Below are 14,599 nucleotides of genomic sequence, written 5' to 3' on the forward strand. Positions count from 1 at the left end.
CATTATGATCCAAGACCGAAGGATAAAGACTTCCTTAGTTGCCATATGTGCAGATTTAGTACTCACTGCAATTAAAGCCTTTTTAGCAGTTTTAACGGGTAGCGCAGCCTTGCTCGCTGATGCATATCATTCAGCGACTGACTTTATCGTATCGCTCATTTTGCTTTGTGGTCTCGTAATTCGTCATGGACAAGAAAAAAGCAACAATGCAAAGGGCATTGAGCGTGCGCGACGTCTTGAGTCTGTCTTGGCTATCTTCGTCGCGGTCATCATTTTGTATGTTCCCGTAGAAATCGTTCAAACCATAAATGCGAATACGAAAGAATCGCTAGATAATATCTGGTTTGGCATCCTTGGTATGCTAGTCGTGATAGCCTTAGTGTTTTTTATGGCAAAACTCAAGACTCACGTTGGCAAAGAAACCGACTCCCCTGCTCTTGAGGCCGATGGTTACCACAGTCTGGTAGATCTTTTTAGCTCAATAGCGGTGTTGATCTCACTCATCGGTTTTATGATCGGCATAGACTTAGATGATATCGTCGCTATTTTAATTGCAGTTATGATCGGCTTCTCGGGTCTTGAATTACTTGCATCTGGCGTTCGTAGCTTAGTCAAAGGCAGTGATTTTGATCACTTGTCACTGATGGATTCGTTAGGTGAAGTGCTCAAAAAACTCCCCATTGGTAAACGCTTCCATACCCTTTCTGAAAAAGCACTAAGGATGGCTTACGCAAAAAAGGGGTATGCGATCATTGTCTGTATAGCTGCATACGTGTTCAGTGGTTTTCAGCAAGTTCCTTATGGCCAAGTAGGCGTTAAACAGCTTTTTCACAAAAACGTGAGCGCGCCACTTCCGCCTGGCTTGTATTACCGTTTTCCTTGGCCCATGGGCGCAATGCTACTCATGGACAACCAAGTCGTTCTGTCAGTAACCGTTGACAACATAGGACTGGATACGCAGGGGGGTGAACACAAGTTGTGGCAGGAAATTAAGGAAAATCGTGTATTGTCTGACAATACCCCTTATCTAGTAACGGGGGATGAGAATTTGCTTGCCCTCGCGTTCACCTTGCAATACCGCTTGTCTAATCCCTTTGATACTCAAACATTAAGTGATGATCTTTCCGTAGTTGTAAAGCAAATCACTGAGTCTGCTCTTGCCGACGTCACCGGCGGTAAGCGCTTTAATGATATATTGAAAAACAGCCATCAGCAGTTTTCGGATGAAGTCGCATTAAGAGTTAAACATTACTTATCTGAATTCGGTATCGACATAAGCATTGTCGATGCTCAAATGCAAAGTATACAGCCCCCCGCAATGGTAGTCAGTAGTTACAGAGATGTATTAACCGCGCACCAAGAAAAACAACAGAGAATCAACCGAGCAGAAGCACAAGGTCTCAATGACTTACCTGTGGCAAATGCCGAAGTTATTCGTCAATCTGCTGCCAATATTGCGCAAGCGAGTGAAAATTTAACAACCGCCGAAGGTGACATCGTACGACTCAACCTAGTCGCAGACGTGTATGAAAAGCATAAACAAGCCTTTAAGTACAATCACTATATCAATTCAGTAAGTACCCATTTAGAAAATAAGCGCATCGTTATAACAGATAAAGACATCGCACATGAAGACATCAGGCAATGGGTAAATAACAAAGTACAAGTACGGAAATAAAGATTTATGAAACGAATAGTATGGTTTAGTTTACTTTTGGTGGTTGGCTTGTACTTAGCTGCAACTAGCGTGATAGCCGTGAAGGAGACTGAAATAGTGGTCATCTCCCAGTTTGGCCGCCCTGTTTCTGTGATCAGTGAGGCCGGTCCTGCATTTAAGCTACCCAAGCCCATTCAAACGACTAAGCGGCTTGATAAACGATTAAATATGTTCCAAATGCCAGCTTCAGAATATGGCACACTCGATCAAAGAAACTTAGTGCTGGACGTATTTGTATTGTGGAAGATTGCGGATCCACGTACTTTCTTGGCGAGTGTTCGAAATAGCGAGATTGCTGAACAGCGTCTCGAAACGCTGACTCATGCTGAAGTTGGCGCGGCAATTGGTGCCGTTCCCTTAAACGAGATATTCACCGTAGAGCAACAAAGTAGCCAAGTCGAGCAAACGTTTGCGCAAGTGACGCAGTCAGCGAATACGCTTGCCCTTCAGGAGCTAGGTATCGAAGTGGTGTCTGTTCGGCCGAAACGCCTTGGCTTCCCCAAACAAAATCTTCTCGCTATATATAAGCGAATGGAATCTGAGTGGGATAAACTGGCTAGACAATATCGTGCGGAAGGTCAAGAAGCTGCAGCAAAAATTCGAGCAGAAACAGCGCTAGAAGTCAGTAATTTAAAAGCGGTTGCATACAGGGATGCACAAACAGTTATAGGAAACAGTGAAGCAGAAGCCGCGAGCTTGTATGCCAAGTCCTTTGAAGAGCATCAAGAGTACTACAAATTCACCCGAGAATTAGAAGCCTATAAAAAAATTCTGAACAACGATACGCAACTCATTTTGTCTTCGGATACCCCAATATTTCGCGCTCTGCTACAACCGCCTGAGGACGTAAAGCAATGAGTTTATTGGATGATTTCAGGTTTATAAGCCGTAAATACAAAAAATTTTTCGTCACTCTACTTGTTATTGTCGTCCCTTCATTATATTTACTGAGTGGCTTTTACTCCGTAGGTCAAGAGCAGCGAGCCATAGTGACGCAAATGGGAAAAATCGTTGAAGACAAAGTTATGCCGGGTATGCACTATCGATTACCTTGGCCTTTCGAATCTGTGCAAAAGATTTCTTCGACTTCACTTCGTTCTATCGCTATTGATTTTAGTGAGGAAACAGAAAAATACATTCAGCCTGAACTGACAACAGGAGACGGCGATTTAGTCAATGTGGCACTTGAGGTGCAATATAGTGTGAGCGAACCGGGCGCTTATTACAATGCTTCACTGCAACCCGAGGTATTACTGAAAAAAATAGCCATTTCCGAAACTATTTATTATGTAGGGTCTAATGATGTAGAAAGCTTGTTGACAACCGGCCGCACCCGTTTTCAAAACTATATTAAGAATGCCATCCAAACACACACATACCGTTTTCAACTGGGTGTGCGTATTACGTCAATACAGATTAAACGACTTGAACCACCACCTTCTATAAAAAAAGGCTTTGATAACGTGGCGACCGCACGTTCTGAAAAACAAAAATTTATACAAGAAGCAAAAGGCGAGCGCAGCACACGCTTGGCTCAAGCACGAAGCGAAGCAAATAAGACAAAACTCGAAGCGCAAGCCTATGCAAAATCCCTTACCGAAAAGGCGCTAGGCGATCACGAGCGTTTTTTAGCCTTGTTGGAGGCATACAAAGCATCTCCAAGCCTAACTGCGCAACGCCAATATGTGAACACACTTGAAGAAGTACTAAATGAGGTGCAGCTAAGTGTTATCAAAGCTGACTAATAGTGTCTTAGCAGACCGACTGATCTCGCTAAAGTGTTTTTATACTTGAAAAGCCCAACATTCTTATTACAATCGAACTTGAAGTTACCTAATGGCTGAACCTACATTGGTCGTGTAATTCAGCCGCCCATACTGGTGATGTAAACGCAACACTAGTATGGGGTTTCCTAAGTCGAGTTATTCGTGAACACAACAGTCTTATTTCTTGCTCTGATCAGTGTATGCTTGTCGGTAACCGGTCAAGTTTTGTTTAAACAAGGCATGACACTAGTAACACAACAAATCACAGTAAATGCACCTGTTTTTACATGGTTTTCTGCCCTATTGAACAACGCCTCAATCATTACAGGCTTACTCGCCTATGTCGCCAGCACTGGCGTTTGGTTAGCAGTGCTATCAAAGACCGAATTGAGTAAAGCCTATCCATTTATCGGCTTAGGCATCGCTGGCACAATGTTGCTGTCGTATTGGCTTTTTGATGAGCCGATTACGAGCTACAAACTAGTGGGCACTGCCTTTGTGATTATTGGTATCATCTTGCTTGCAAAATGAATAGTCAATCAGAAAGCGATATAGCGTCGATTACAACTGCAGTTGCATCACCCAAGCACTAGACCTTTGGCCATCTTGGTATTGATAATAATTCGCACGGGTATCAATATGCTTAAACCCCTTTTGCTTGTATAAACCAATAGCGGCTTTGTTGTTTTCATCTACTTCTAACAACACACTTTCTGCTTCGGTCGATGCATAATGTTCAATAAGCGCATGTAATAGACAAGCCCCTATACCTTGTCTCCGGCGTGTTTGGGTAACACTGATATCCAATATTTCAGCTGTTTCATACATACTTTGAGACAGCACAAAACCGAGCATGTTTTTGTTTTCTTTCGCCACATAACATAGTCCGCTGGTAACAGATGACTCAAAACTAGAGAAAGACCAAGGTGTTTGCCTTGTTTCACAAAAGATTTCATACGCTAAACTGTATTCGCAATACGCTATCTTTTCGATACTGGGTTGATGCCTCACTGTGTTATTCGACAAAAGAGATATGGGCGCGACAAGCTAACCAAAGTTGTTTTTTTAGTACATGGTCTTCAGGTGAAAGTGTGTGTGGGAAATGCAATGTTCGATCATTGGCAGAAAAGGCAGGTTCTGGCCTGTCTTCAAATACGCAATCATCTTCAGAAATATTGAGCAAGCGCAGTAAATCAGCCATCCAAGGCTTTAACAGAATGTCCGGTTTAAGGGCTGAAGTGTATAAGTCTATGCCCATCGCTTGCAATGTTGCTTTTTGATGCCGACTTATTCCCATAGTGCCTGTACCTTAAGCATGACTTTTAACGAAAAGTTAAAAAGTGAAGTGGCAGGGGTGGAGGGACTCGAACCCCCAACCATCGGTTTTGGAGACCGCTGTTCTACCAATTCGAACTACACCCCTACAAGCCCGTGCATTATAGCGATCGAGAAAAATTAATCTAGGACTAATTTAGCCATTTGTATCTTTTGTAAGCAAGCACCACAACTTATTTGTAAAATTCACAAAAAACATGGCCTCAAATGTACATTTTTTCAACACATCGAAGGCTCTACCTGAGGTCTCGGCATACTGCTGTAACAAACGCATAGCGTCATTCTCAGAATATTCGTTGGTTTTGATTGTGCAAGCTAAATCAAAATAAATAGTCGACACAGCGGCATACTCCCAATCAAAGCAGATACTACCAACACCACTCACATGAGCACGATGCAAATCATGGTGGCACAATACGCTATCATTACCATGTGTAAGCTGAAAGGAGTTGTATTGTGGCAATATAGCCCCGTACTCCGCTTGCAAACTTAGCTTTTCCGATTCTGAGAGGTCGGTAGTGTTGTCATCACACAAATACCTCAAATATTGTTGCCATGCTTGAACTAAATTTAATGGATTGGCCTTTACCTTTGTACTGTGAATACGCCACAAGGTATCTGCCAGTTTTTCAGGACTGATGCTGGGGGTGTCTGCTGGAATGTCTACCCACTCTTCAATATACAAAGTGTGATCGTCTGACAAAAACAGGGGCATCGGGGCTAACTGTTTGCTTGCTAGCCGCTTTTGCAAATGGAATACTTCGAGCCTATCGAGGGGTAGTTGCGCATTTTTGACAAAGCGCTTTGCCAAGAAATGAAATGTCCACCTTCCCTTTTCACCAGCTAGTTTGTTGCTCGCTTGGCAATGCGCTACTACATGAACATTATTGTTTATCGCCCCAGCATTAACGGGAATATAGTCTATGCTTTGCAACGCCACATCAACTGAGCTTTGAGTTTCAATCACTGTGTTGAGAATATGGATGAATTCTGGCGAGCGTAAATGCATACTAAGTAAAGACAATCATCAGACAGCTGAATCTGCAACAGACCTTGGTGCCTGCATACTTTGTGTCCACTGCCAATAGCCCTTTATCGCAATCACAATATATATCAGCATTAATAAAGCAGTAAATATCAAACCCGCTTTAACAACTAGATATACCGTAGCAGCGTTAATGATGATCCAATAGAGCCAAGAGGCGCGTTTTTTTCTAACCGTGAGAAAAGTGGTGAACAGCGAAAATACGGTAATACTCGCATCAAGTAAAAGCTGTTCATAACTCAACCAATGTGCGGCGAAAAAATAAATAAGCGCAGTGCATGTTCCAGCACTTGCAATAAATAGCAAGTGCTGTTGCGTAGACATAATACTTACTAGCAATACAGCGCTCGATGGCTTTTGACGCCATGAAAGCCAGCCCACCACCGCCATCACTGCATAGTAGGCATTGAGCAATACTTGGAACAACAAACTAACGTCCCAGTATATAAAGGTGTACAAGCTTGTCGAGATAAGTGCGGCAGGCCAACACCAGATTGACTCTTCAGTTGCCAGCCAAACATAAGCAATAGCCAGCGCAACAGCAAAAAGCTCTAGGCCACTTTGTGATTGCCATTGACTTAGTAGAGCCTGCCACACTTCATCCATTAGCTAATATCCATATTATCCGCATTCAAGAATTTGCACACAAAAGCCGCTTGACCAACTTGCTGATATGTCGTTTTAAACTCTCGATGCAAAACATGCATAACTTGATCGTAGTCACCTGAGACCAAGGTGCAAGTATGCGTGGTATTCACATACAAGTCCGGCTCTTCGTTTAAACGAGCAATAAAATCTTGAATAAACCCAATGTAAGCATTATCCAGAGGATACAGGGTTATTTCTACCGCTAGTTTCATCGTCTTGTACTCTCCGTTCTAAAAATTATAGCGATAGCTGATACCAACTTGGCGCGCTTGACCAAATTGAAAGTATGGCTCTGTCACATAACCTTTACGAGGATCATTACCAAAACCACCAAAACCACGCGTTAGCAATTCCCTATCAAACAAATTTTTCACCCAAAGGCTCACTTGCCCATAAGTCATATTGTAATTGAGTCGAGAATTCACAACATAGCTAAATGGCGAACGCTCTTCATGCCCTATTGATAGCCGAAATTCGTCTTTTGCATCGACATCTAGATACCAGGACAAATGCTCAGTAAAAGCATAATTTGATGAGACGAACACGGTAAATTTTGGCGCTTGCGCTTGTTCCTGCTCAGGAACAAAGCTTCCATCAATACGCGTGTAATTACCAAACGTTGCGCGTAGGTAAGCGACATTCGCTTTAATCGTCCAATTATCTTGTACATACCAATCCGAACTGATTTCAAGCCCCCGATTTTTACCTGTGTCAGTGTTGCGAATGGCGTCAGCAAACGACGAGACTACAGTGCCATCATCAACCGTGTTTTGAAATATGGCAAAATCACTCACTTGTGCATCTTCGCGCTGCATATAAAAAACGGAGGCATTAATTGTTGCCAATCCATCAAATGCTTGTCCTTTTACGCCGAACTCCATGTTCCAATTAAATTCTGGATCGAATGTTCTATCTGTGCCAGCTAAACGTTCATCAATGTTAAACCCACCCGCTTTGTAACCGCGTGATAAGGTACTGTACAGCAGCGTATTGTTCAGTGAATATTCAAGTGATACTGACGCTGCCAACAAGCTGTCATCAAGCTGCTCGGTAAAGCCCGCGTTGTCTTGATAATCCGCCGTAAAATGCTCTAGCCTCAACGACCCAGTCAAGCGCACGGTAGAACTAAGGGGAGCAGAATATTGTCCAAAAATTGAAGCAGACTGCGGTGTATACTCACTGGTAAAATCACCATCGTTAAAAGTGTACTCACGCAACAAGTCTTCTGAATTATTGTATATATTCAGCCCAAGCAACCAGTTGTGCTCAGCAGACCAAAGTGATGCCAGCTTTACATCAAAGGACGAACGCCTTATATCTCGCAAATAGCGGTCAAATGATGTATAGCCATCTGGATGAATGCCGGTAAACGTCCAGTCTTCGTCGTAGGCATAATCAAAATCGCCACTGAGAGTTGTTAGTGTGGTTTGCAGTTGGAAACGATCGAAGGTTTGTTCAAATTTAATACTAAGGGCATTCGCATCGGTATGATCTCTGCCTGGCTCGTCCGACAAGGTAACATTATCGTTGTTTAAGCTAAAGGCATCATAACCGTTATTAATGTTAAAGTGATAAAAACGGAAATCTAGTGAAGAGTTTGCCGACGTTGCCAAATTGACAAACAAAGAGGCCGTCAACTCGTCCACGCCATTGGTGTCGTCACGCTCCAAGAATGCGTTTTCAACAAAACCATCTGACACTGTTTTTTGTATACTGGCGCGATAACTAAGCGCGTCATTGATATTGTTTCCATGCGCCGCACCCAGCTGCCATTCGCCAAATTCCGCGATGCTTGCAGTAAAGAAACCACTCTGCTCACCATCTGCGGGTGTACTCACCAATTTTACTACGCCCGCCAAACTATTGATGCCAGAGGCAACAGATTGAGGCCCAGACAAAAGCTCTAGCTGCGCTAAATCAAAAGTCGTCGCCAAACTACCCAACCCCGATATATCTAACTCATCCAATAACAAGCCGACAGAAGGATTGGTGGGTTCAGAAAATTGACTGCGTTCACCAATTCCTCGAATTTGTAAAAATTTACCTCGTGTCGCGCCAGCAGTAAAATTTAAATTAGGCAAAGCAGACACAAGATCCTGTAAATGCCTCGACTCTCGTTGGCTAATGCTCTCTTTATCCAATACGACTACAGAGCCGGGTAAGTCTGATAAGTCTCTTTCTACTAAGCTGGCAGTCACCGTGATACGCTCTGTTGTTGACTCTTCTGCGACAGCAGCAAAAGTGGGTAGCGCGATGGCAGTAATGATAGATATTGCAAGTTTTGATTTGTTCATCGAATCTCTTCTTAAAGAAAAGATCCGGTATTACGGCAGGTATTGGGACAATAAATTGTTAACCATTCCTACGCCGGTACTAACCGGATCAGGTAAATAAGGGTTTTCTTTCGAATCTCAGCAGCATTCGCTGCACCCCTTGGTTGATTTCAACATGTGTCTTTTAGACGGCGCGCATGTTATCAAGAGTTCTAGTATTATGGAAGGCTTACAAGTTACTCAAGCGCTGAATGAAGTAAATTTAATGTTTTTAATTCTTCACGCGTTTGTGCCTCTAGCTCAGCCATAGTTTTACCGTGTGGTGTCGATTGCCGAGTGATGGGATCGACGGCAACAAACACTATGTCGTCTGCCAAACAGATTGTCGATTTAGTTGCCTTGTTCCTTACCAAGCATGTTACCGTTATTGACGTTCTACCGACTTTTTTAGTCACTAAACCAAACTCAAGCACTTCGCCAACCAAAGCCGGTGCTTCGAAACTTATTTCACCAATATGCTTTGTGACTAAACAATTGGTACCCAGCTGACAGATAGCATAAATAGCGGCTTCTTCGTCGATCCATTCTAATACTCTGCCACCGAATAAAGAATCTGCATAATTTAGATCACTCGGCATAACTAGACGTCGAGACATAAACTGCATGTGATTTGCTCCAATTTGCGTGTAAAATCAAACAGCTGTGAGAGGTTTGGCTTTGCCAGTAGGTGGGTGCTCGATTCACTAGAATTAAAGACGCCATAAACCCATCCGTGGAGGCTTCACAAAGGCATCCATGCCTTTGAGACTTTAATTCTAGTGAATCGAGCACCCACCTACTGGCAAAGCCAAACACTGCGCAGCCTATCAAAACGTAATTATATGAGCTCTAGTGTGTTTCAAGCAAACCTTCAGCTTTTAAGCCAGCTTAAAAGCTGGTTACAAAGCCGACAAAAGAAACAAATTCATCGCAGCATACTGTTATTAAATGCAAATAGTAGCGGTATAAATGCAGCTATTGAAGCAATTGCTTCAAACGCGCAGTCACTGCTCCTGATTAGTAATAAACCAACTGATACACCTTATAAAACCCTATCACAAAGTAAAATTAATAGCGTATTGGGCAGTCAATATTCCCACCTTGTATTCGACGCTCGCAAAGGTTTTTCTGCATCGGCTCTATTTGCTAGTGCTGGCCTTGTAGACAAATGTGGCTGCTTTATAATCCTGTGTCCGAGGCTTAAACAATGGCCTGTATTGGATGTTAAGCACAATCGTTTACTCAGCTATCAATGTAATGCGAGCTATAGTTATTTTGTGGCGCATTTGCTTAGCGAGTTACAACGCTCACCTTGTGTCTCGCATTTAAGCCCGCGTTTAACGCAACTAAAAACGCCACAATCGGTCGACAATGATTCATCTTTTCCATTTAACAACAACCTTCAACAACTACAGTTATCGACCGAACAGTCTCTGATTTACGAAGACATCACACAAAGTCTGGCACGAAATCAATCTGGAAAATTTGTAATTTTGGGTAAGCGCGGTCGCGGTAAGTCCACCCTTCTTGCCCAAATAGCTGCATATGCCCTAAACCGTGGAATGCGTATTGGCTACACATCAGATAAACGTCAACAATGCCAGGTAATATCGCGTTCGATAGAAAACTATTGCTCACCGATAGCAGAGTATCTCCCCCCAGATATTGCCGCCGACGAAGAATACAATGTGGACAAAGACATCTTATTCATCGATGAATTGGCATCTATCTCACCAGAACTGATTACAAAAATAGTAGCAAAATATGCTTTTGTTGTGATGGCCGGCACCTACGATGGTTATGAGGGAACCGGACAAGGCTTGCTCACTCGCCTATTACCGAGTATAGCGCAAATTCAGCAATATGAATTAAGGCAGGCATTTCGTTGGTATGATAATGACCCTATAGAAGAGTTGTTCGAAAAAATCTTTACACCCAAAGTAGATGAACCCTCATTTGATCAAATCACAGCGCGCAATGACGTGAATTCAGAACTCACGATAAAAGCAATATCAAAGCAAGCGCTCATATCAAACAAACACTTATATCACGAAGTCGTCAACATACTGCTAAAAGCGCACTATCAAACTACACCAAATGATATTCAACGACTCTTGGATGACCCAAGCTATCATTTGGTATGCGCGATGAGAAAGGTTCAAGATGAACAAAGTGTGATTGGAGTTGTTATTTATGTGAATGAGGGCAACTTTGCGCAAAATGCGCTCGCTGAGGATATTGCGTTGGGAAGGCGTCGCGTGCAAGGTCACCTATTTGCGCAAAATATGGCGCTGTATACACACTGTCATGATTTCTTAGAGTACAGTTATATTCGGATACAACGGGTGGCGGTACTCGACAAATACAGACTTATGGGTATAGGGAGTCAACTACTTGCCTATACACAAAGGCTGGCAAATGAGAACAATGATGTTTTATGTACAAACTTTGGATTTACTGATGAATTATTCAAATTTTGGAGAAAAAATGCGTTTTTACTGGTAAAGGCAGGAGAAAAAATTGATAGCGCCAGTGGCACAATATCGGGCTTTTTTGTTTCATCAAAGAGTACTTCTAACAAATACAAACTGAGCGAGTTTCTGCACAATCAGTTATCAATCACTCTGCCTTACTTATGCGCTTTTAAACCTAAAATATGGCGACGGCTACCACAGCGGCTAAAAAATACGGCTCACAGTAGCAATGAAGTGAACCACACAATAGTCCTACAAAATATAGCAAGGTTTGTGGCTGGTGATATTCTTCCGCAGCATATTTTAGCCGAGTGCTATTACATTGCTCAGAAAACTCAGAACACTACAATTCTCTCGTTGATTGAAGACTTAAATACGACTGGAATGGCTAAACAAGATAGGCAAGTTTTAGAAATTCGCTTACAAAATGAAATAAAAAAAACCCGCTAATATTAGCGGGTTTTTAAAATTGCCTGAGTATCCGTTAGAGATTAATACCGCGGTTTTTAGCCTTGGTCTTAATATGTGACATCCAAGCTCTTGCATTTCTGCGTAAGCTAGAATCAGTACTAGACTCTTTAGCGTGCTCATACGCTTTCGTAAAGTTTTCCGCATAGAAGTTTGCTTGCATCAACGTGAAGTGCACTTTGGTTGGGCTATCAATTCCCGCTTCCAAAGCTTTATTCAAAGCTGCAATAGAACCTTTATAGTCTTCAGCATTAAGCAGTAATTCACCTTGCTTCTGAAAATAATCAGGCTTGGGTTCTTTAGCTGCGGCTTTAGCATAATACTGTGCGGCTGATTTATACTCTTTAGCTTGATGATACGTTCTTGCTAAAGAAGCCAATTCCTGCTCGTTTTCTTCAAACAGCCCTTCTTCGAGGTACTTTTTGTAAAGACGGGCACCTTGGATTGGCGCGTCCTGTGCAGAATACAACTGAATCAACAACTTGATATCGGACTTCTTGGTTAAAAACCCTTGTCTATATGCCGCTGATAATGTAGCTAGTGCATTGGTGTAGTCTTCGAGCATCATATAAAACTGCCCAGTCATTATCCACCATTGCTTATCATCAGGAAATAAAACGACTAAGGTTTTAGCAACGTCCAAAGCATTTTTAAATTGCTTTTGCTCCATATAAGAACTTACTTTTAATACGTAAGGATCCTTTTTAGGCTCTTCAAGCAAGGCAATTGCTTTATCTGCTGGCTCTATCACCTTAGCAAATTGTTTCATTTGCGTGTAAGCCTGACCTATTCTGGTATATGTTTCTGAATCTTCCTTACAGGTAAATTTCATCCACTTTTCATACCAAGCGATAGAGTCTTCAAACTTTTCCAATTGGAGAGAAAGTTGAGCAGCCAAGTACAACACATCGGCATGATCTTTATCGTTTAACACTTTAGTATCAACCGACGCGATCAAGGTTTTTAAGGCTTCTTCTTCTTTATCATCTTCTGATATCAAAAGTTGGCCTAGAAACTTGTTGACCGTGGCCTGATCGAAAGGCTCTTTAGCTTCAATATCTTTTAAGATACGAATCGCTTCGGGTGTGTTGTCTTGATTATATGCTTCAAACGCCGCAGTAAGCTTTTTACCCGCGCTTTGTCCAATAAGCTGCGTTTTAGCAGGCACATAGCCCGGGCACAACACTGGCGGTTCAACTGCGAATGCACTTGAACTCCATACACCTGCAGTCAACATCGAACAAGTCAGCAATAATTTATTAAATTGCTTAATCATAACTAACCTCCTTCCAGCGTAAAGTCTAGCTGAACAGTCAAGCCTGGTTGTCTGACTGCTTTGCCGTCAACAATTTTAGGGTTGTAACGCCATTTTCTTAACGCGCGTTTTGCTTCACGGTCAAATATACGCTTTGGCTGTGCGTCAATAACTTCAACATCTTCAACACCACCAATCTCATTAATAGTAAAGGATAGTTTTACCCAACCTTCTTTACCATCGCGTGCTGCTTCTGGAGGGTATTTAGGATCCTGACGAAATATGGGGGTTGCATCACCATCTTGAATCTGCCCGCCAAAGCCACCAATATTTACGCCAACACCACCTGTATCAATACCGGGAACAGCTAAACTAAACGCATTAGCATCTGGTTCGGCTACTTCAGGCTCAACCACTTGAGCCTTTGGCGGCTCTTGTGGCGGGGGTGGAGGTGGAGGTGGCTGTCGAACACGCGTTTGTGTGCTATCTTCAGGCTCACTCATAACAATATCGATGACCGGTGGTGGCTCTAGAGGCTCAGAGCGCTCACCCGTATTTTCCACCAACTTTGCCATGATAACAAAGAGGGCAAATACAATACCCGCACCAATGAATATAGAAGCAATTATTCTCACCATAATACTTACTCCCTCACTGCAACCGCAACACGATCAATACCGGCTGCTTTTACTTGGTCCATTACCTCTATCACTAAGCCGTGCCGCGTTTTTTCATCCGCTTGGATAAAAACAACATCAGTCGGCTGTTCCAGAAGTAACTTTTCTAGGTTTGCTCTCACCGCTTCGGCAGATATTTCTCGTCTGTCGATCCAAACATCGCCATCTTCAGTGATTGCTATAAAAATGTTGGCATTTTTATATTGAACTGCCGTTTCGCCCTCAGGTTTGTTTACTTCCATACCTGCTTGCTTTACAAAAACGGTCGTTACGATGAAGAAAATAAGCATAATAAACACGATGTCTAGCATCGGTGTCATATCAATTTGCGCTTCCTCATCTGGTTCTCTTGTTTTACGTGCCATAACTACCTCTACTAATGATGTGGCAAGCTATCTATCAAGGACTCTTTGTGCATTTTAGCTTTTGCCTCTAAACGAGAGCTAAAAAACAGTCCTGATAGTGCGGCCACCATCCCAGCCATTGTAGGAATAGTTGCCATCGATATACCAGCAGCCATTAATCTGGCGTTGCCAGTTCCCTGCGTTGACATTGTTTCAAAAACATTGATCATGCCGGTAACCGTACCTAATAATCCTATTAGAGGGCACATCGCAACTAAAGTTCTGATAATTAATAAGCGAGCTTGCAAATTATCAGATGCTCGTGAAATCCATGCATCGCGAATTCTATGCGCATACCATGATGTTGTGTCTGCTCGTGCATCCCAATCCGCAATAATTTGCTTGCGTACCTTCGGAAACACAGCCGACAAATACCAGTAACGCTCTATCATTAAAACCCACATAAGAAAGAGCGCGGCAGCAACGAAGTACAATACGTCGCCACCAGTAGCGATGAATTCCCTAACAGATTCCCATAATCCAATTAGGGTCAACATA

At 42.7% G+C, this 14,599-nt stretch carries 16 protein-coding genes, 1 tRNA gene and 1 riboswitch; of the genes, 5 read left to right on the top strand and 12 right to left on the bottom strand.

What is annotated here, in order from left to right; genetic code table 11:
- The first annotated feature begins 4 nt into the window (after window positions 1–4).
- The 4 genes from ACFOHL_RS01740 to ACFOHL_RS01755 all read left to right on the top strand — a co-directional run bounded on the left by ACFOHL_RS01740 (window position 5) and on the right by ACFOHL_RS01755 (window position 4,014).
- Window positions 5–1,678 (top strand): cation diffusion facilitator family transporter, encoded by a 1,674-nt coding sequence (locus tag ACFOHL_RS01740; RefSeq protein ID WP_376918472.1) that lies wholly within the window; start codon window positions 5–7, stop codon window positions 1,676–1,678.
- Between the two features lie 6 nt (window positions 1,679–1,684).
- Window positions 1,685–2,575, top strand: a complete 891-nt coding sequence (hflC, locus tag ACFOHL_RS01745; RefSeq protein ID WP_376918473.1) for a protease modulator HflC — start codon at window positions 1,685–1,687, stop codon at window positions 2,573–2,575.
- Window positions 2,572–3,462: an FtsH protease activity modulator HflK gene (hflK, locus tag ACFOHL_RS01750; RefSeq protein WP_376918474.1), complete on the top strand. Its 891-nt coding sequence runs from the start codon at window positions 2,572–2,574 to the stop codon at window positions 3,460–3,462. The genes hflC and hflK overlap by 4 nt, the downstream gene beginning before the upstream one ends.
- 183 nt (window positions 3,463–3,645) lie before the next feature.
- Window positions 3,646–4,014, top strand: coding sequence for an EamA family transporter (locus tag ACFOHL_RS01755; RefSeq protein WP_376918475.1), 369 nt, complete (start codon window positions 3,646–3,648; stop codon window positions 4,012–4,014).
- Window positions 4,015–4,044: 30 nt separating this feature from the next.
- On the opposite strand, the gene rimI is transcribed toward ACFOHL_RS01755, so the two are convergent.
- The 8 genes from rimI to ACFOHL_RS01795 form a co-directional block, all read right to left on the bottom strand.
- Entirely contained in the window at window positions 4,045–4,494 is a 450-nt protein-coding gene (gene rimI / locus ACFOHL_RS01760; protein WP_376918476.1) for a ribosomal protein S18-alanine N-acetyltransferase, read from the bottom strand.
- A gap of 4 nt (window positions 4,495–4,498) precedes the next feature.
- The gene (locus ACFOHL_RS01765; protein WP_376918477.1) at window positions 4,499–4,780 is read right to left on the bottom strand and encodes a hypothetical protein; all 282 of its coding nucleotides are present in this window, start codon (window positions 4,778–4,780) and stop codon (window positions 4,499–4,501) included.
- Between the two features lie 49 nt (window positions 4,781–4,829).
- A tRNA-Trp gene (locus ACFOHL_RS01770) sits at window positions 4,830–4,906 on the bottom strand.
- Between the two features lie 48 nt (window positions 4,907–4,954).
- Window positions 4,955–5,842: a phosphotransferase gene (locus tag ACFOHL_RS01775; RefSeq protein ID WP_376918478.1), complete on the bottom strand. Its 888-nt coding sequence runs from the start codon at window positions 5,840–5,842 to the stop codon at window positions 4,955–4,957.
- 3 nt (window positions 5,843–5,845) lie between these two features.
- Window positions 5,846–6,469: a nicotinamide riboside transporter PnuC gene (gene pnuC, locus ACFOHL_RS01780; protein WP_376918479.1), complete on the bottom strand. Its 624-nt coding sequence runs from the start codon at window positions 6,467–6,469 to the stop codon at window positions 5,846–5,848.
- Window positions 6,469–6,723: a YkoF family thiamine/hydroxymethylpyrimidine-binding protein gene (locus ACFOHL_RS01785; protein ID WP_376918480.1), complete on the bottom strand. Its 255-nt coding sequence runs from the start codon at window positions 6,721–6,723 to the stop codon at window positions 6,469–6,471. Before ACFOHL_RS01785 ends, pnuC begins: the two co-directional genes overlap by 1 nt.
- Window positions 6,724–6,741: 18 nt before the next feature.
- On the bottom strand, window positions 6,742–8,805 hold the full coding sequence (locus ACFOHL_RS01790; protein ID WP_376918481.1) for a TonB-dependent receptor: 2,064 nt from the start codon (window positions 8,803–8,805) through the stop codon (window positions 6,742–6,744).
- 48 nt (window positions 8,806–8,853) lie between these two features.
- Window positions 8,854–8,955, bottom strand: a riboswitch (TPP riboswitch).
- 65 nt (window positions 8,956–9,020) lie between these two features.
- Window positions 9,021–9,449 (bottom strand): acyl-CoA thioesterase, encoded by a 429-nt coding sequence (locus ACFOHL_RS01795; protein WP_376918482.1) that lies wholly within the window; start codon window positions 9,447–9,449, stop codon window positions 9,021–9,023.
- A 216-nt stretch (window positions 9,450–9,665) separates the two neighbouring features.
- Here ACFOHL_RS01795 and ACFOHL_RS01800 point away from each other — a divergent pair, with 216 nt between their 5' ends.
- Window positions 9,666–11,747 (top strand): GNAT family N-acetyltransferase, encoded by a 2,082-nt coding sequence (locus tag ACFOHL_RS01800; RefSeq protein WP_376918483.1) that lies wholly within the window; start codon window positions 9,666–9,668, stop codon window positions 11,745–11,747.
- Between the two features lie 34 nt (window positions 11,748–11,781).
- Here the strand turns inward: ACFOHL_RS01800 and ACFOHL_RS01805 are convergent, their stop codons facing one another.
- The 4 genes from ACFOHL_RS01805 to ACFOHL_RS01820 are packed head-to-tail and all read right to left on the bottom strand — an operon-like array spanning window position 11,782 to window position 14,598.
- Window positions 11,782–13,041, bottom strand: coding sequence for a tetratricopeptide repeat protein (locus ACFOHL_RS01805; RefSeq protein ID WP_376918484.1), 1,260 nt, complete (start codon window positions 13,039–13,041; stop codon window positions 11,782–11,784).
- A 2-nt stretch (window positions 13,042–13,043) separates the two neighbouring features.
- A complete protein-coding gene (locus ACFOHL_RS01810; RefSeq protein ID WP_376918485.1) occupies window positions 13,044–13,658 on the bottom strand; it encodes an energy transducer TonB in 615 nt (204 codons plus the stop codon).
- 5 nt (window positions 13,659–13,663) lie between these two features.
- Complete coding sequence (locus ACFOHL_RS01815) at window positions 13,664–14,062, bottom strand: ExbD/TolR family protein (RefSeq protein WP_376918486.1); 399 nt, start codon at window positions 14,060–14,062, stop codon at window positions 13,664–13,666.
- Window positions 14,063–14,073: 11 nt separating this feature from the next.
- Window positions 14,074–14,598, bottom strand: coding sequence for a MotA/TolQ/ExbB proton channel family protein (locus ACFOHL_RS01820; protein ID WP_376918487.1), 525 nt, complete (start codon window positions 14,596–14,598; stop codon window positions 14,074–14,076).
- Window position 14,599: the final 1 nt, after the last annotated feature.

The sequence above is a fragment of the Agaribacter flavus genome, from assembly GCF_042646125.1.
Taxonomy (GTDB): Bacteria; Pseudomonadota; Gammaproteobacteria; order Enterobacterales; family Alteromonadaceae; genus Glaciecola; species Glaciecola flavus.